This window comes from Lactiplantibacillus brownii (assembly GCF_031085375.1).
Lineage (GTDB): Bacteria > Bacillota > Bacilli > Lactobacillales > Lactobacillaceae > Lactiplantibacillus > Lactiplantibacillus brownii.
Map to the genome: position 1 here is coordinate 2,630,759 of NZ_JAVCWF010000001.1, position 16,978 is coordinate 2,647,736.

Annotated in this window: 16 protein-coding genes and 2 pseudogenes; 4 read left to right on the plus strand and 14 right to left on the minus strand. The window is 41.0% G+C overall.

From position 1 onward, the window contains the following. Positions 1 to 67: 67 nt before the first annotated feature. Positions 68 to 1,252, minus strand: a complete 1,185-nt coding sequence (locus tag RA086_RS12320; protein WP_308704077.1) for an MFS transporter — start codon at positions 1,250 to 1,252, stop codon at positions 68 to 70. 21 nt (positions 1,253 to 1,273) lie between these two features. Next, entirely contained in the window at positions 1,274 to 2,821 is a 1,548-nt protein-coding gene (locus RA086_RS12325) for a DUF5060 domain-containing protein (RefSeq protein WP_308704078.1), read from the minus strand. A 195-nt stretch (positions 2,822 to 3,016) separates the two neighbouring features. Here RA086_RS12325 and RA086_RS12330 point away from each other — a divergent pair, with 195 nt between their 5' ends. Beyond that, complete coding sequence (locus RA086_RS12330) at positions 3,017 to 4,024, plus strand: AraC family transcriptional regulator (RefSeq protein WP_308704079.1); 1,008 nt, start codon at positions 3,017 to 3,019, stop codon at positions 4,022 to 4,024. Positions 4,025 to 4,093: 69 nt separating this feature from the next. Here RA086_RS12330 and RA086_RS12335 read toward each other — a convergent pair whose 3' ends face one another. From RA086_RS12335 to RA086_RS12380, 11 genes and pseudogenes are all read right to left on the minus strand, one after another. Continuing rightward, entirely contained in the window at positions 4,094 to 4,336 is a 243-nt protein-coding gene (locus tag RA086_RS12335) for a hypothetical protein (protein ID WP_308704080.1), read from the minus strand. Positions 4,337 to 4,751: 415 nt separating this feature from the next. After that, complete coding sequence (locus tag RA086_RS15975) at positions 4,752 to 5,132, minus strand: group II intron maturase-specific domain-containing protein (protein ID WP_407659095.1); 381 nt, start codon at positions 5,130 to 5,132, stop codon at positions 4,752 to 4,754. A 135-nt stretch (positions 5,133 to 5,267) separates the two neighbouring features. Next, positions 5,268 to 6,132 (minus strand): annotated as a pseudogene (ltrA, locus tag RA086_RS15980) (group II intron reverse transcriptase/maturase); the annotation flags it as partial. A 503-nt stretch (positions 6,133 to 6,635) separates the two neighbouring features. Next, a pseudogene (gene gpmA, locus RA086_RS12345) lies at positions 6,636 to 6,839 on the minus strand (2,3-diphosphoglycerate-dependent phosphoglycerate mutase); the annotation flags it as partial. 18 nt (positions 6,840 to 6,857) lie between these two features. Next, on the minus strand, positions 6,858 to 7,106 hold the full coding sequence (locus RA086_RS12350) for a hypothetical protein (RefSeq protein ID WP_308704081.1): 249 nt from the start codon (positions 7,104 to 7,106) through the stop codon (positions 6,858 to 6,860). Positions 7,107 to 7,146: 40 nt separating this feature from the next. Then, positions 7,147 to 7,878 carry a class I SAM-dependent methyltransferase gene (locus tag RA086_RS12355; protein WP_308704082.1) on the minus strand — a complete coding sequence of 244 codons (732 nt, stop codon included), beginning with the start codon at positions 7,876 to 7,878 and terminating at the stop codon, positions 7,147 to 7,149. 74 nt (positions 7,879 to 7,952) lie between these two features. Further along, positions 7,953 to 8,168, minus strand: coding sequence for a hypothetical protein (locus RA086_RS12360; RefSeq protein WP_308704083.1), 216 nt, complete (start codon positions 8,166 to 8,168; stop codon positions 7,953 to 7,955). A 190-nt stretch (positions 8,169 to 8,358) separates the two neighbouring features. Continuing rightward, the gene (locus RA086_RS12365; RefSeq protein WP_137616185.1) at positions 8,359 to 9,051 is read right to left on the minus strand and encodes a 2,3-diphosphoglycerate-dependent phosphoglycerate mutase; all 693 of its coding nucleotides are present in this window, start codon (positions 9,049 to 9,051) and stop codon (positions 8,359 to 8,361) included. A 75-nt stretch (positions 9,052 to 9,126) separates the two neighbouring features. Beyond that, positions 9,127 to 10,200 carry an AI-2E family transporter gene (locus RA086_RS12370; RefSeq protein WP_308704084.1) on the minus strand — a complete coding sequence of 358 codons (1,074 nt, stop codon included), beginning with the start codon at positions 10,198 to 10,200 and terminating at the stop codon, positions 9,127 to 9,129. A gap of 139 nt (positions 10,201 to 10,339) precedes the next feature. After that, positions 10,340 to 11,494: an ROK family protein gene (locus tag RA086_RS12375; protein ID WP_308704085.1), complete on the minus strand. Its 1,155-nt coding sequence runs from the start codon at positions 11,492 to 11,494 to the stop codon at positions 10,340 to 10,342. Between the two features lie 396 nt (positions 11,495 to 11,890). Further along, on the minus strand, positions 11,891 to 12,871 hold the full coding sequence (locus RA086_RS12380) for a cell surface protein (RefSeq protein WP_308704086.1): 981 nt from the start codon (positions 12,869 to 12,871) through the stop codon (positions 11,891 to 11,893). A gap of 135 nt (positions 12,872 to 13,006) precedes the next feature. On the opposite strand from RA086_RS12380, the gene RA086_RS12385 reads away from it, so the two are divergent. Continuing rightward, complete coding sequence (locus tag RA086_RS12385) at positions 13,007 to 14,197, plus strand: cyclopropane-fatty-acyl-phospholipid synthase family protein (RefSeq protein WP_308704087.1); 1,191 nt, start codon at positions 13,007 to 13,009, stop codon at positions 14,195 to 14,197. Positions 14,198 to 14,878: 681 nt separating this feature from the next. Here RA086_RS12385 and RA086_RS12390 read toward each other — a convergent pair. Next, complete coding sequence (locus RA086_RS12390; RefSeq protein WP_308704088.1) at positions 14,879 to 15,937, minus strand: protein kinase domain-containing protein; 1,059 nt, start codon at positions 15,935 to 15,937, stop codon at positions 14,879 to 14,881. A gap of 65 nt (positions 15,938 to 16,002) precedes the next feature. Here RA086_RS12390 and RA086_RS12395 point away from each other — a divergent pair, with 65 nt between their 5' ends. Next, positions 16,003 to 16,392: a DUF4064 domain-containing protein gene (locus RA086_RS12395; RefSeq protein WP_308704089.1), complete on the plus strand. Its 390-nt coding sequence runs from the start codon at positions 16,003 to 16,005 to the stop codon at positions 16,390 to 16,392. A gap of 7 nt (positions 16,393 to 16,399) precedes the next feature. Beyond that, positions 16,400 to 16,969, plus strand: coding sequence for a DUF4352 domain-containing protein (locus RA086_RS12400; protein ID WP_308704090.1), 570 nt, complete (start codon positions 16,400 to 16,402; stop codon positions 16,967 to 16,969). The last annotated feature ends 9 nt before the right edge of the window (positions 16,970 to 16,978 follow it).

Sequence of the window (16,978 nt, forward strand, 5' to 3'; positions counted from 1 at the left end):
CTATCTTGGCTCAGAGGACTCCTATCACTTACTTTACGCATAACTTATGCTTCATAATCTATTATTATCAAACATTCAACTTTCCAATCGACTTAGTACGTCGCAATATCAAGAAAACAATATTAATGACAAAAATAATTACGAAGATAATTGCACCCAATCTATAAACACCATTCACAGATGAAGTCCCCGAGATACTACCGAGAAACTTAAGACCGTATGGTGAAATGGATGATCCTAAGTTGGCACCTACTAACAATAATGATGTTGAAAGTGCCTCAGTCCCTTTGGGAGCAATCGCATTTACTTGGTTAAATAAGTATGGTACAACAATCGAGAAAGCAAATCCCACAAACAGTGCACCAATACCGGTCAATAAAATACTATTTGAAAAACTGAAAAGACCATACGCAACTGCCATTGCCAAAATGGCAAATGGTAACGTATATTTCTTTAACGACTTGTAAATCATCCCAAAGATGAAACCTGCAACCATTCCGGCGATCGACATGATACTCAAAATGTTACTTGCGTCAGTAGGAGTCCCATAGCCATTACTAGTCACCAACTCCGCCAACTTCACATTAGATGCAGAAAAGATAATGATAATCACAAGCAAGAAAGTAGCATATCCTAGCACTTTTGGATTCAAACCACTTTTACTTTCCACTGTACCATTGGCTTGTTCTCTGACCTGTTCCTTAGGAATCGCTGGAACAAATAACGTGAACAACACAATAATTGGCAGAATAATAGCGTATACCCAAAAGCTTGTATGCCAATCAATTTTTAGTAATTGACCAGCAACGAATGCTAAAATAGCGGTACCTAAACTTTGAAATGCACTTTGAAAGCCAATCAGTTTTGCACGTTCATCACCATCGAAAAAGTAACTAATCATCGAAACCGCTAAGGAATTAAATAAACCAAAACCAATTCCTAATCCAGCTCTAGACAATAAGATAGCCGTAAAGTTAGTACTAAATACAGGAATCAGACCAGAAATCAATGAAATAATCAGACCTAGCTGAACAGTTTGCTTCGTACCTAACCATTTCGCAAAAAAACTACTCAATAAAACAAAAATCAGAACCATGAGGGCCGGAACAGTGGTTAACATTTCAATAGATGATAATGGAACGTCCGGGAAGCTTTTTGCCATTGCTGGAATATTTCCAGAAATCACACTTGCCGAAGTTAAAACCAATGAAATAGAAAGCAATGAAAACTTCATTAGCCATCCTTTTTTCATAAAAAAACACTCCTAACAAATTTATTTAGCAATCAACAGCAGTGCAATATATTGTTGATCATTTGGCATTTTGAAAAACTTTTTACTATTCAGATTTATTGGAAATACAGTGCTCGTCATATTCCAGGTATCAATCAACTGTGCAGAATATTCCTTATCTGCTGGTAAGAAATCAAAGATTTCAAATCCTGGCTGACTATCTCCAAAATAGATTAGGACCTTATTAAAATCATCTGTTGCACCACCATAAAGTTCCCAGTGTGGGCCCGTGGTGGCGATTGCATTCAAATGCCCTAAATGATTATTTTGAAAGATATCATGTAAATAATTCATTCTTAAATAGCTTTGACCAACAAGCTTTGCACCGTGAAAAGACCATACAGGTGCATGTGGCACTTCACCATCAACATAGGATTCTCCATGAGTAACATAACCGCCGCGTGCAACAATTTTCCAAAATGAATCAGTCATATGCTGAGGAGTTAAATCCCCCCATCCATATTGGGTATTGCCCTCATACCGGCATTCATCAATGACAACCGGCTTACGATATTCTTGTTTCCATTGATCCACAAAAAACAAATTATCCGTTTGAACACTTAAGTGTGTAATCCATGGCTTGGTATGGTCGTACCAGTTCTTAGTAGTTCCTTTATGAATTGGCGGATCATAAAAGTTATGAATGGACAGTAGATGGCGATTAGGATCCTCTAAGTAGACCTTTTCAGCTAAATCATCCCAGTCCGCCAATTTTTTTTGTCCAGTCATATCAGCCAAATCGTATTCATTAGCCATAGACCACCATATATTTTTATATGAAGCCAATCTAGCTACCAAATATTCAATATACTTAAAATCCTCTTGCTGGGTCATAGAACATAGGCCACGTGGCGTATCATTATATGGATGGAAAAGGATTAAATCAACTTGAATATTCAAAGCCGTCAATTCATCAATGCAGTTTTCTAGGTGCTGAAAATATGCTGGATTGAAGATCTGATGATCTAATTCAACCGTATAATTATCAGGATGCTCGGAACTACTCTTTTTATCAATCTTTTCACGTTTGATAACTTTATACGGATAACTTGTATATTCCGTTTGAAACATATAATTCCAAATAGGAAAGACAGTCATCCGTACTTTATTAAACTTATTTTCTTTTAGTGACTCTAAAGTCAGATTTTGTCGCTCATCACTTTGTAAATGCCATCCATACAGGGTAGTCCCAAATGGGGCAAAGTCTGTTCCATCACTATATTGAAAATATGTTTTATTTTTTGTAACAACCATGCCATGATTTTCCTGATTTGGTTGACTACATTCAAAGCTGCCCGTCAGATTAGCAAGTTCTGATATATTTGACTGAGTATAATAATTCCAGATACCTAACTCGGTTGGCATGAATCTTAGTTTAAATAATCCATCACCATCGTAGAAACCACGAACCTTTTTAGTGGTTTTTCCATTACTAAAATATCCAAAAAGTTCGACATCAGAAAAAGGATTTTTTGATTCTGTGTAGGTTTTAGTTAATTCAAACCTTTGATACTGTTCAATTACTTGCATTTCGAGCCTCTCTACTTAATTAGATTTAATACTTAAAATTCTCTACAAACAACCCTAAATATCATATATATAAACGTCCCGATTATTGAAATCGTTTTACGAAACCGTTTACTTGATAAAGTATAGCAATCCTAAATTGTGATACAATATCTATTAACAACCAGTTTTATGTCATAATCAAACCAAGGAGTTAATATGCAAAATGACTTTCTAACCATTATTACTCAAAAAAATATTATCGAAACTACTGCTAATCAACTTCATGAAACCAATGACCTAATTGTTTGTGACTATCTTAATAAGCATTTTATTTTTGACTCACATGGTGTTAGAGAACTCATGGCTGACCAATATATGGATGCCACCGAGCAAATTACCTTTAACCACCACCCTCACTATGTAAACGTTGGTATACACAAACACGACTTCATCGAAATGACGTACGTTTACCAAGGAACTTATCAACAAACCGTTAACGATAAACAGATCACCATGAATGCTGGTGATCTGTTTATACTGGATACTTTCGTAGTTCATTCAATGAAAAAGATACCCGATGACTGCATCGCCGTTAATTTAATGATGCGAAAATCTTATTTCTTAGATAATTTACTATCCGAATTGGCTGATAATAACGTAATGTCGGCTTTCATCACTTCCGCCCTCTATAAAAGTAATTTAACTGGTAACTACTTAATGTTTCACAATAAAAGCAATAAGAAAGTTCGTGATTATATTGAAAATATCGTTCTCGAATTAAACTACAAACAGATTGGCTGGAAAGAAGCTGTAAATAGCCTAATTATCTTACTATTCACCGAAATCATTCGTCAGAATACTACCTTAAATTACGAACAGGATAAGTTGCAAACACAAAATAGTATTTCCATTATTGATGTTTTAAATTATATTAGTGTCAACTTTAATGACCTATCTTTAACAACTTGTGCTCAACATTTTGGTATCCATCCTAATTATTTAACACGTTTTTTAAAAAAGTACACTAAAAAAAATTATACACAAATCATTCAACAATTTCGGTTAGAAAAAGTCATGCATCTACTCCTAAATACAGATTTGTCGATAAATCACATTGCTGAACAAAGTGGTTTTTCAAATCCTAATCATTTTTATAAACTATTCAAAAAAAAGTACCAATGCACCCCTAAAGAATATCGACAAAGGGCTCGTAGTTCCACTTAAAAATCAATTTATCATAGATAAAAAAGCTCCCTCTAGTTTTCATTTTCAACTAGAGAGAGTTTTTAATTTCTATTTTGCTACTGCATGATTTTCATCTAGCATGTATTGGAACTCAATCGTCCCAGTCAATAAATCGGCTTTAAACAGGCCTTGTGTCCCGTTGTTTTCGTCTGACATCACGACAAAGTAACTTGCTCCTTCATCGACAACATGCTGGAAGCTCACGTATTCGCCCTTAAATCCGTTCTTACGGAACAACCCAATAATCCGGATCATTTCGCGTTGCGTGACTTCATTTGCTGCTTCATTCATTTATTAAAACTCCTATCAATTTCTCTTTGTGGATAACCTTTATGCCGTAAAAGTTATCCACCTGTGAGCAATAAATACTCACATCAATCATTCTTTTTATTCACTTATCCCCTTCATTTTAGAAATTCTGGGGATAAGGTCGTTTACTTGGTTTAATTAGTATCTGACATCCTCTACATGGGTAATACGGATATCATGGGTGCCATGTTAAAACTACGCCTTAGTTTCCACAGAGACCACTAGCGCCCGTTCAGCGTCCGTTTTCCACCTAAAATTGTCACAAATTGCCGACTTCATCTAATGATATCCAACATTAATTGCTTTTTAGGATCGAGTAGGAGGTAATTGATTATTTCACAATTACCGACCTCTCACACCACCGTACGTACGGATCCGTATACGGCGGTTCAATAATTTAAGTATTCTGAATAAGCTGGAGTGTCTTGGATAAATTTATCAATCCAAGACGCTCTAGCTTTTCGTTTGTATACGTATATTTCATTGTCTTACTATGAGCCGTTCTCCAATATCCCTTTCGGGTATTGGCATTGGTATTGGCATTGGTCTTAGCTTGCTCTACTGTCATGCCCATTTTCATCAGTTGACGAATTCGGGTTTTGACCTTTTTCCAACGTTTCCAAATCAATTGTCTTATACGACTTCTAAGCCATGTGTCCAATTGCTGAATGAACGTCTTCAATTTACCAATCCCATAATATTGCAACCATCCTTGCATTTTCTGACGAATTTCTTTCATCAATTGTTGCCAACTGATACTTCGGCTTCGAACTGTCATAACTTTAAGTGACTGTTTGACACGTTGCTTGGCAATTCCATGTGGACGCGGATACGCCCCATTTCGATCAACACCCAGCGTAAATCCCAAGAACTTTAGTCTTAATGGTGACCCAACCGTTGTTTTCTTCTTGTTGACTGTCACTTTTAAACTGTTTTCTAGGAATTTAGTAATATTCCTCAGGACTCGCTCACCAGCACGCTTACTTTTGACATAAATGTTACAGTCGTCCGCATAGCGTACAAATTGGCGGCCTCGACTGACCAGTAATTTATCTAATTCATTCAGATAAATGTTGGCTAGCAGTGGTGATAGGTTCCCACCTTGTGGGGTGCCCTTCGTTGTTTTCTGGAACAACTGACCATTTTAGGAACCTGCGGATTAGATGTAATAGCCATGGGTCATGAATTTGCTGTTGAACAAAGTTCATTAGTAAATCATGGTTTACCGTGTCAAAGTAGGCTTTTAAGTCCAGGTCTACCACGTAGTGATAGCCCTGATTATAAAGACTCATGACTTTTTTGATAGCGTCATGCGCACTTCGTCCAGGCCTAAAGCCGTAGCTATTGTCGGAAAATACTTGTTCATAAATTGGTGACAACACTTGGACTACCGCCTGTTGGACCATTCTGTCAATCACAGTCGGAACACCTAGCTTTCTGGTTGACCCGTCCGGCTTGGGAATTTCGACACGTCTGACTGGTTTCGGGCAGTAAGTCCCGTTACGCAAACTCTCTAAGAGTTCATCTCGATGTTTGTAGATATATTCGGATAGCTGGTTGATGGTCATACCATCAATACCAGCGGCTCCTTTATTACGCCTGACTCGTTTAAAAGTGAGGTTAAGGTTGCCTCTCGCAAGCACCAAGTCTACAAATGGAACACCATTCTGCACTGTACTTTCACCGTCAGTAACACTATGCGCCCCAAGATTCCCTTTGTCTTCCAGACTATCTATCCCTTGGTGGTCAGCTTGTTCTGTTTTCTGCAATATTCGCATTACCAACACCTCCAGTATCAGTGAGAATTATTATTGTTCGGTCCTTCGTTTGCCGATTGGCAAACTACTATGACCTCGGCTGACTCCTGAAATACTCAGTTAGCCATCACTGGCTAAGTTATTCCTGTACACCATATCGGCGTTCTAGTCGGGAACTTGTAAATCAGGCCTCCCCGGGTAAGAATGATAGCTTTCGTACCATGCAACTGTTGGCTCTACTCTAGTCATCTTTGAGTAGTATTGGACTTTAGTTTGTTGAGCAACCTTATCCAGATGACTCTAGCCTTATAGCCACTTCTTATTCATCAGTTCAGTACCTTGTTTTAGGCTTCCTTCAGATTCCGTCTCACGGCGGACACCCTTGCCCTCAACTCGTGGTTCCGACTACTACGGCCCACAGCGGACTTACACCGCCTAGTTATCACCCATGCCGGGCGCACCCATAAAAAAGCGCCCCCCACAAGAGCGGGCGCTTCTTGAAAATCTAGTAAATAATCAGCTGATTATTTGCCTAACTTTTCTTTGCCTAATACGTTCAACTTTTCATCGAAGTCATAGACAACTGGTTCGCCAGTAGCCATTTCAAGATTCATGATGTCGTCATCAGAAATCCGTTCGATGTACTTGCTTAAGGCACGTAATGAGTTACCATGGGCTGCGATGATGATGTTCTTGCCATCTAATAACTTAGGTGCAATTTCATCTTCCCTTCCAAATCAATCTATTTACTTAGCAACGGCATGATTCTTATCCAACATATATTGGAATTCAATCGTTCCACTCACTAAGTCTGCCTTAAACAACCCTTGTGTCCCGTTATTTTCATCGGACATGACGACAAAGTAACTAGCCCCTTCATCAACGACGTGTTGGAAACTCACGTACTCGCCTTTAAAGCCATTCTTACGGAATAAGCCAATCAATTTAACCATTTCACGTTGTGTAACTTCATTTGCATTTGTTGCTTCACTCATTTATTCAAATACCCCTATCAATTCTCTTAATCTTGCCTAATCATTCATCTAAGATAGTTTTACAACCAACTACCATGTAACTCCCAGTCAGTGGTGTTGCCCACCAACCATTGAAGCCTAAACGTTTCAACTGCGTTACTTGGACACCAGCTGCTTGTAAAGTCTGACCGTATTCATTCATATTATGACCAGTATCAATAATCATAATCTTACCGTGCGGTTTTAAAACTCGTACAGCTTCATTAATTGCTTGGTCACGCGCCTGCTTATTTTTAATATTATGAATTGCAAAACTTGAAGTAATAATCTCAAAGCTTTCGTCAGGAAAGTCTAACTTAGTCATATCGCCCGTCACTAGATTGACCCGTTCAGTTAACCCCAAATCATCAACGTTCTTCTGCGTCGTCGTCATCTTATTGTTAGATTGATCTCGGGACAGCCACAAATCTAGTCCAACAACTTTCCCTGGCACCTGCACCTGGCTTGCCAACCGTGTTAATAGCGCTCCACGACCACAACCTAAATCTAAGATCTGGTCATGTATGTCTGGTCTTAGTTGTTCAACAGCATGATCAAAGATTCGATATTTTCCGCTAGTCGTTGTATGCCAATAAATTGCGGCCCCAACAATTAAAACAATGCCAATAACTACTTCAATGCCAATCGGATAGTTTGAACGATTCAAAAAGGCATGTCCAAGCAATCCAATTCCAAAAACGGTATAAATCAATAGTGCAAATGGCGCATCAATCCCATAACGTTTTACGTTCATTAGCTTCCCCCAAATCTAAGAACTCTCATTTAGTACACAGAAATTATATAGAAGCTTTAATGGCTAGCGTCCAACTAGTGGCCACTACCTGCTTTCAATTCAGCTAGCTTCTCTTCAATCAACTGATTCGCGATGCTAAAAGCTTTTAGTCGGCGTTTGGCTAAAGTCAGTTGAGACTTATACCGTGACGGATCGTCTTTAGCTTCAAAGGTCTTCACCACTTCACGAATCTTATGCAAGGTTGAATCAATTTGACGTTTAGCTTCTAATAACTCAGCTTCATCGTACATGTAAAAAGCCCCTCGATTTTCAGAAAGTTAACGAACTAACATGAAAGTGGCAGTGTCCATTTAGCGTCCGAATTTGTCACTAATTGCCAAACTCATCCCAAGTTATCTTAACCTAGCTAGTTTTAAAGCCATAAAAAAGCGCCCCCCACTTAGCGGGCGCTTCTTATAAAATCAGTAAATAATCAGCTGATTATTTGCCTAACTTTTCTTTGCCTAAGACGTTCAACTTTTCGTCGAAGTCATAAACAACTGGTTCACCAGTAGCCATTTCAAGGTTCATGATATCATCATCTGAGATGTTTTCAATGTACTTCGAAAGGGCACGTAATGAGTTACCATGGGCTGCGATGATGACGTTCTTACCATCAAGCAACTTTGGCGCAATTTGATCTTCCCAGAAAGGCATGACACGTTCCAAAGTAACCTTCAAGTTTTCGCCACCAGGGACGATGTTAGGGTCTAAGTCAGCATAACGACGATCGTTAACAGCTGAACCTTCGTCATCTGCACTCAATAATGGCGGTAAAACGTCATATGAACGACGCCAGATATGAACTTGGTCGTCACCGTATTTTTCAGCGGTTTCCTTCTTGTTCAAACCTTGTAAAGCGCCATAATGACGTTCGTTTAAGCGCCAAGTCTTGGTTTCAGGAATCCAAAGTTGGTCAGATTCTTCCAAAACGTAGTGCAATGTCTTGATGGCACGAGTCAAAACTGAAGTAAAGGCATAATCAAACTTCAAGCCAGCTTCGGCAACTTTCTTACCAGCAGCTTTAGCTTCTTCAACACCCTTTTCACTTAAATCAACGTCAACCCAACCCGTAAATTGGTTTGACAGGTTCCATTCACTTTGACCGTGACGAATCAATACTAATTTTGCCATAGCAGTTAATGACCTCTTTCATTTATTATTTACTCCACTTATTTTACACTGAAACGCTGAAAAATCAAAATATAATCAGGAGTTATTTCCCGAATCATGGTCAGAATTTAAACTTTTTTTCAAATGAATTTTCGGTTTCAGCCCGTGAACCGGTTTCACGCCGATAATATCCAACACAAAGTTAAAAATTGGTACCCCGACGATCAGTCCCCAAACACCGAATAACCGTTCACTCACGAGCAACACGACGAACGTATAGAATACCGGAATCTCCGTTCGACTAGCCATGAACTTCGGATTCAGCACATACGCTTCTAAGGTATGCACGATGGCAATCATGATCACCATGTAAACCACATATCGCACACCACCAACTGAATAAGCAATCAGGCTCAGTGGAATCAATGAAATAATCACGCCCGCTACCGGAATCAAGCTGAGCAAGAAGATCATCAAGCCCAGACTGATCAATTGTGGCATATGCAAGCAGGCCATAAAGATGACCGTGATCACCGTGTTTACGAGCGCAATCAAGAACTGGGCTTCCAAAACAACCCCAAAACTATTGACGAATTTCTTCGCAAAGAAGTAAACGTCTTGGAAGAACCAGCCAAAGGTACTCGTCAAGAAGCGCTTAGAGAAACGTCTCATCTGCTGATCCTCAACCGTAAAGAAGAAACTGAGCACAAACGACAAGAAGAACGTAATTCCCATATTACCAATATTCGTAATATATTTAAAAACAACTGAAATCCCAGTTTTAACCTGCTTTAAAATCTCAGATTCTTGAAAATAATTCGTGACCCACGCTAAAAATTCGTTCGTGTCGTGCGTCGGGTCTTGATAGAATCGGTAAACCGATTCAAACGTTGAAAAGGTTTGTTTTATCAACTTGGGCAAATACGCCGTCACAGCAAAATACAGCCCCAGTACCACCAACGCATAGACGGCAATCACGATCACCGTACTCGGAATCTTCACCCAGTGCTGCACGAAACGAACCAACCGCGTCACCAGGAAGGTAAAGATAAACGTTAGCAAAATAATACTCAGCATACTCGATGCCAAATACAGCCCCAAACAAATCATCAACAACACGCAAGCTCGCCGCAACCGTACGTTGTGGACAAACTGTGACCAAAGTTCCACGCAACATCCACTCCCTCTACTAGCCTTACGTCCATTCTAACTGAAAACACTAGGATAAACATGAAAAGTCCGTCATTATTACGCAAAAAACGTGTAAAGCCGAAATGAGCTTTACACGTTTGATTACAACTGATTAACTTTATGAGAAATGCATCTTAAGACTTTCGAGACCTAACGCTTGGTGGATAATCTCAGAAGCCCCACCAAGTAAGGCGGCCGATTGAACATTCTTAGTCGCGATAATTGGCACTTGGCGCGTTGGCGAAGACATCTTTGCCGTTGTGTTTCGGAGATCCGTCAACAATTGTGGCAAGATTTCCAAGACACTGGTGTTCAAGACGACCACATCCGGGGCGAAGGCTGTGGAAACGTTTGAAACGACCTTTGACAAATAGTAAACAAAGTCGTCAAAGACTTTCGTGACTTCTGGGTCATGATTAATATAATCATGTTTAACCGCCGTCAAGTCCAACCGGTCCACGTGTTTAATCGCTTTCAATTTTGCCCATAAGGACTTTTCGGAAGCATATTCGTTAGCTGATTCCATATGATTTTCAACGGATCGGTCTTCAAGTAACGCGGTCCCAACTTCACCGGCTTCACCTTCATGACCAGAGTATAATCGTGAATCTGCAACGATTCCGGCATGGATTTCATCACGGACCACCACTGAAACCACATTATCGAAGATTTCATTGTTGTGGAAGTCACGTTCAAATACGGCCGTTAAGTTTGCTTTCTTTTCCAGCATAACTGGGATACGCAGTTTGTCGCGTAAATACTTCGCCAAGTCAAAATGAGCTAAACATTTGATTGGCGTCTTCAAGATTTTGTTTTCGTAAATAATACCGTCTAGTGCAATTGCGACCCCCATCAAGCCATGGACGGTACCATAATCGTCAACATTCCGTAACTGGTCTTCAATCAGATCGATAATATCCGTTAAGGTCATATCGTTCGTCTTGAAGCTTTGGAAATGCAGAATTTTACCGTTTAGCCGTGAATACATTAACTTCACAGCATTAGCCGATAAGTCGATGCTGGCGACAAAGCCATAGTTGACGTTGAGTTCCGCCATCACCGGTTTACGGCCACCATTCTTGGTGCTGACCCCACAACCGATTTCCTTGATAAACTGTGCCCGGAGTAACTGGTTGTAAATATCGGAAACAGTAACTTTATTCAAACTTAAGTTACGGGAAATTTGACTACGACTAATGGGACCTTCGTTAATAACTTGTTGAAGGACTTGCTTTTCGTTCGTACTACGCATGACATGTTTATTAATAATCATACTAAATTTCGGTGTTTATGCCGCATGATCGGATAACCTTAAATGACCAAACTTGACAAACAATCTTGCCCGTTGGCGCTGCCATGTATCCGATCAATCGACCGCACACCTTAACCCCCTAATCTTGTTAATATTCTAAAGCATCAAACAGAAATAGTACACAAAATAGTCATTTTTATACCCGTTTTGACATTAATTTGTAAAAAAATGCCCCAAATAGATATAAATCCGACCGCCCCCATGGTTCAAACGCCACATAAAAACAGAAAATAATCTGTCCTTACTCCTATATTTATAACAGTTTTTATAAAAAAATCACCGATTCGCACTTAATTTCAAGTGTTTTCTCGATGATTGTAAGGTATGCTTCCATACCACTATTAAATTATTAATAAATTATGGTTGTTGCGCCAAGTGTTGCGCAGCTTGAACTGGTGACGTATGTTCCGCCGCCGCTTTTTGCATAATCGCCTGAATTTCAGCATCCGTATAACGGTTCCCATTCAAGCCAGCTTCATTGAATTCCTCACGAGTAGCCTGAATCCCAGCACTATTCGTGATTGAACTCGTGGTTGCTGAAGAACTGGCAGCTGGTGTGCTGTTATTGGTTGCCGAATTGGCACCCGAAGTTGCTGACTGCGTCGTTGTTTGATCCGATTGGGTCGTGGCTGTCTGTTTATCATCTGCACGTTGTGACTTTTGTTGACTATCGTTAGGCTGAGTTGCTGGTGCCGACTGACTTTCACTGGTTTGATTAGCCGAAGTTGTTGCACTTTCCGTTGGATTATCCGTGATTGGTGTTGAACCCGTTAGCGACTTCAAAGCCGCATTGTTTTCTTTACGGAGTGCCTTCGCCTTTTTATAAATATCATTATAATAAGTCCCATGAAACGACTTACTTTGGAACAACACTGCCAGGACTCCGTTAGAATCTGTAAATTCATTGGCCCGATTTAGTGACAGGGCTTTTTGATACTTATCGGTATAATCTTTACGCTTGCTAATAATCTTTTTGACTAACTTAACTGAAGTCTTGGCCCGGTCACCCAGCACACCAGAACCCTTTTTGGTATTTTTGACGGTTGTAAAACTCGCTTGCGCTTCTGAAAATTGATGTGATTTTAACGCTTGGGTCCCGTTCACATAAGTTTGGGTCTGCGTTAAATAGCGTTGTGCCGCCACATCGCTAGCTTTAGTCCGCGTTGCACGTGTAAACGCACTTTCTGCTTGTGTGTACTGTTCAGACTTTAGGGCCTGTTTGCCTGCTTGAATATCCGCGGCATATGCACGTTCTTGCAGTTGCTGTCGCGAATATGAATAACCGCCGACCCCCAATGCAACGACAATAATCGCCAAGACCCACACCCATTTTTTCATGCTGACGCCCCCATTCATTGAATGTCTCATTATACCATTTTGACAAATTAACCGGGGTGCATTGTGCTTACAAAACTGTTTTCATTGGCGTATAATAATGATTGTATTTTTTATGGAGAAAGGATCCTTATTCTAATGCTAGAAAAGACTTTTTATCACACCTTTTTGAGCCGCTCATTCAACATTCCCGTTAAAGTTAATTACTGGGATGGCAGCAGCGAAACCTATGGTGAAGGCACCCCAGAGGTAACTGTGACTTTTAAAAAGGCGATTCCAGTTCGCGAAATCACTAAGAACGCTTCAATTGCGTTAGGCGAAGCTTACATGGATGGCATCATCGAAATTGATGGTAGTATCCAAAAGTTAATTGAATCAGCTTACGAATCAGCTGAAAGCTTTTTCAATGATTCCAAGCTCAAAAAATTCATGCCTAAACAGTCTCATTCTGAAAAGAAGAGTCAAGAAGACATCCAAAGTCATTATGACGTTGGGAACGACTTCTATGAAATGTGGCTTGATCCCACACTAACGTATTCATGTGCTTATTTCCAAAATGAAGACGATAGCTTGGAAACTGCCCAGATCAATAAAGTTCATCACATCATTCAAAAACTCAATCCACAACCCGGTAAAACATTGCTTGATATTGGCTGTGGTTGGGGAACATTGATGTTGACGGCCGCTAAAGAATACGATTTGAAAGTGGTCGGCATCACGTTATCTAAAGAACAATACAACCTCGTTGCCAAGCGGATTCAAGACGAAGGTTTGAGTGACGTTGCCGAAGTTCGTTTGGAAGATTACCGTGAACTAGGTAATGAACAATACGACTACATCACCAGTGTTGGGATGTTTGAACATGTCGGTAAAGATAACTTGGCAATGTATTTCCAAGACGTCAAAAAGTATCTTAAAGACGATGGTGTGGCCTTGTTACACGGGATTACCCGTCAACAAGGTGGCGCAACTAACGGCTGGTTAGACAAGTATATCTTCCCAGGTGGCTATGTTCCTGGGATGACCGAAAACCTACAACACATTGTTGACTGTGGCTTACAAGTCGATGACGTGGAAACCTTACGTCGGCATTACCAACGGACCACTGAATTATGGGACCAAAACTTCAATGCTAAACGAGCTGAAATTGAAGCCAAAATGGGCATCCGCTTTACACGGATGTGGGATCTTTATCTCCAAGCCTGTGCTGCTTCATTCCAATCAGGAAACATTGATGTCATGCAATATCTCGTTTCTAAGGGTGCTTCTTCACGGAACCTCCCAATGACACGTGAATATATGTACGACGACAATACCGTTAAAGCTTAATAGTAAACACAAACAGCACTGAAATCAGGATTGACCTGGTTTCAGTGCTGTTTTTTTATATTTATAACTAAAGGTTGAAAGTTAAAAATTGCCGGTCTGCACCACTACGTCAACAATCCGGTAATGAAAACTAGTCGACTACTGCCGCTTCCGGTTGTTGCCGATAACATGCGGTCGAGGGACCGTCCGTGGTGTAAGGCCGGCAAAAGAACGCCGGTCAAACACTACCTGCACGTCCGATGCTATCAGCAACAACCTCCAGCTAAGTCAGTAGTTATTTATGCTTAGCGGAGTCAGTCAAAATCGGTGTGCAGTGTCGGCGAGATTAATCGGCGTTCTTGGCTGACTAATCTCGCGGGGCAATTCAAAGACGTGTTTTGTCGGCTTGGAATTGAGGCGTCAGACCGTACCTTGGCTGGCGCCGTCCCCCACAGCACACCGATTTTGACTGACGGAGCGCTAAATTTAGGTGAGTTTACTTTAGGCTTATGGGTTACCGGTACTACAACATTTGTGATGCTTTTGAGTCTTTCAACCTTTATATTTATAACACAATGTCCTAGTCAAACTTAATCCATCAGTCAAAACATAATTGCGCTAACTAATTTTAGCGATTATGCAACCTGCATAAGCTTTAGCCATCGAAACCAGTTAAGCTAGGTTTTGTACTCAGGGACAAGGCTACATGAAGTGACCGACATAACTAATCAAGAGGATGATCACTACGGTTTCGGCGGCGCGCAGCCAACCACGATAGTGATGCCACTCAAGATTAGCAAATCGGTGATAAAGCCAGCGATTTAACCAGTGCATCATGACTGGGAGCCCGAAGAAAATAAAGATGGCCGCTAAGAAAGTGACCCGAGTCAGCCAGTTGGTCTCAGTGAGACTCGACAATAGCAGCAGGACCCAGCCAATGGCATAGGCCCACCAGAGGCCTTTGCGAACCGGCGGCCAATAACGACTCACCCAGTGTCGTGCCGGCCGTAATCGCATTACCGGTTTCGTTGGTGGCTCAATCGCTGTCAGCAACGCGGTGGCATTTTGGTAGCGGCGTTGGGGATCAAGAGCAGTCGCTTTTTCAATGATTGGGCGCCAGAACGGTGCTGTCGTTAATTGCGTCAACGAAGCTTGTCGACTCACGGGAACTTTGCCAGTCAATAAGCAGTTCAACACGATGCCCAGGGAGTAAATATCACTACGGCCATCGGTTTGGGCAAAGCCATAGTTCTCCGGCGCCGCAAAACCACTCGTCCCCAGTAATCGCGTATCGCTACTTTGATCACGTTGGTGCTGACGGGCAGCACTGATATCAATTAAATAATAATGTTGATTACTCACCATAATATTGCTTAATTTGAGATCACGATGCACGATTGCCAGCTTTTCTAAATGCTGGAGGCTCTGAATGAGATCAAGCGCCACTTGCTTCACTTCATCGGAACTAAATGTCCCCTGTGCTTGCAGTCGTGCTGCCAACGACTGACCGTTAATCAACGTTTCAATACTAACGAGACAATCGTCCTGATGCAAGATTTCTCGAATCTGGGGCATCAGCGGTGTGGGGTGTGCCTTTAATTGTTGCATGACGGCCAGTTCAGACGTGGCAACTAGTTTAGCCACGTAAACGACCTGTTGTTGCTGTACTAACAACGGAAATTCACGACCCGTCACCAGCGGTCCCAAGGGCGTATATGTATTAGCGGTTAATAGCTGCATCGCTTGGACAATCAGTAGCATGTAAAAACGTCCTTTCTTACAAGACTTCGACACTTAATCACAATTAAAATTTTGGAGGAATTACAATGTCAAAACAAACAATCATCGATGAAAATGGTCAAAAATACGTGCAACAAACAGTCAAAAGTACCCACCGGTCACGAACAGCTGAGTTAGTTTTAGGAATCATCGGCGGGATCTTCGGCATGTTCGGTGGCATTTTAGCCATGGGTCTAGGCGGCTTAGGGAGTGCTATTGGCGCCAGCGGTAGCAGTAGCTTAGGCAGCTTGGGCGGGGCTTGTATTGCCGTGTCAGCACTGGCAATCGTCTTAGCCGCACTGATCAACAAGAACCATAAACTAATGGGTTGGCTCATCATTATCTGTGGCGTTTTAAATATTGTTTTTGTGAGCTATTTTGGCATTCTAAGTGGCTTATTAATCATCATCGCGGGCGGCTTAGCCCTAAGAAAGTAGGCCCATCATGGCAAAAAAGCGCATCGATGCCAACGGGAAAACGTTTATCGCCGTCAAACCATGGTATCAAAAATGGTGGCTGTGGTTACTGATCGTTTTCGGAATCATTTTAGCCATTGGCGTTCTCTCACCAACTCGTTCGAACACTAAGCAGACAGATAAAGTGGCAAAACCAGCTCGTACAACGACACAGATTTTAAAAGTTGGAGAAACTGCCAAGCTTGACCACATGCAACTAACAGTGAATAGCGTGAAAACTGCCAGTAGTTTTGATGACGATCTCAGTAAGCCCAAATCTGGCAATCAATATTATACCGTGAATCTCACTTTAGAAAACATTGGCAAGTCCAAAGTAAGTTACAACCCCTATGATTTCAAAATTAAATCGGCCGGCAACCGCACTGATTTAGATGAAATTAATACCAATGACCGCGACACCTTAGACAGTGGCGAACTATCCGCCAACGGCAAAGTGACTGGTGATCTGATTGGTCAAGCAAAACAGTCTGGGACTGTAACCTTGATTTATACGCCGAATGCCCTTTCTAACCAACATTTAACCGTTAAGTTGCAATGATTTCTGGTA

Excerpts from the sequence above, each read along its gene's own strand:
- RA086_RS12395 (WP_308704089.1), top strand. The coding sequence starts at position 16,003 with ATGTCAAAACAAACAATCATCGATGAAAATGGTCAAAAATACGTGCAA.
- RA086_RS12355 (WP_308704082.1), bottom strand. The coding sequence starts at position 7,878 with ATGAACGTAAAACGTTATGGGATTGATGCGCCATTTGCACTATTGATT.
- RA086_RS12330 (WP_308704079.1), top strand. The coding sequence starts at position 3,017 with ATGCAAAATGACTTTCTAACCATTATTACTCAAAAAAATATTATCGAA.
- RA086_RS15975 (WP_407659095.1), bottom strand. The coding sequence starts at position 5,132 with ATGACAGTTCGAAGCCGAAGTATCAGTTGGCAACAATTGATGAAAGAA.
- RA086_RS12335 (WP_308704080.1), bottom strand. The coding sequence starts at position 4,336 with ATGAATGAAGCAGCAAATGAAGTCACGCAACGCGAAATGATCCGGATT.
- RA086_RS12360 (WP_308704083.1), bottom strand. The coding sequence starts at position 8,168 with ATGTACGATGAAGCTGAGTTATTAGAAGCTAAACGTCAAATTGATTCA.
- RA086_RS12400 (WP_308704090.1), top strand. The coding sequence starts at position 16,400 with ATGGCAAAAAAGCGCATCGATGCCAACGGGAAAACGTTTATCGCCGTC.
- RA086_RS12385 (WP_308704087.1), top strand. The coding sequence starts at position 13,007 with ATGCTAGAAAAGACTTTTTATCACACCTTTTTGAGCCGCTCATTCAAC.
- RA086_RS12320 (WP_308704077.1), bottom strand. The coding sequence starts at position 1,252 with ATGAAAAAAGGATGGCTAATGAAGTTTTCATTGCTTTCTATTTCATTG.
- RA086_RS12365 (WP_137616185.1), bottom strand. The coding sequence starts at position 9,051 with ATGGCAAAATTAGTATTGATTCGTCACGGTCAAAGTGAATGGAACCTG.
- RA086_RS12380 (WP_308704086.1), bottom strand. The coding sequence starts at position 12,871 with ATGAAAAAATGGGTGTGGGTCTTGGCGATTATTGTCGTTGCATTGGGG.
- RA086_RS12350 (WP_308704081.1), bottom strand. The coding sequence starts at position 7,106 with ATGAGTGAAGCAACAAATGCAAATGAAGTTACACAACGTGAAATGGTT.
- RA086_RS12325 (WP_308704078.1), bottom strand. The coding sequence starts at position 2,821 with ATGCAAGTAATTGAACAGTATCAAAGGTTTGAATTAACTAAAACCTAC.
- RA086_RS12375 (WP_308704085.1), bottom strand. The coding sequence starts at position 11,494 with ATGATTATTAATAAACATGTCATGCGTAGTACGAACGAAAAGCAAGTC.
- RA086_RS12390 (WP_308704088.1), bottom strand. The coding sequence starts at position 15,937 with ATGCTACTGATTGTCCAAGCGATGCAGCTATTAACCGCTAATACATAT.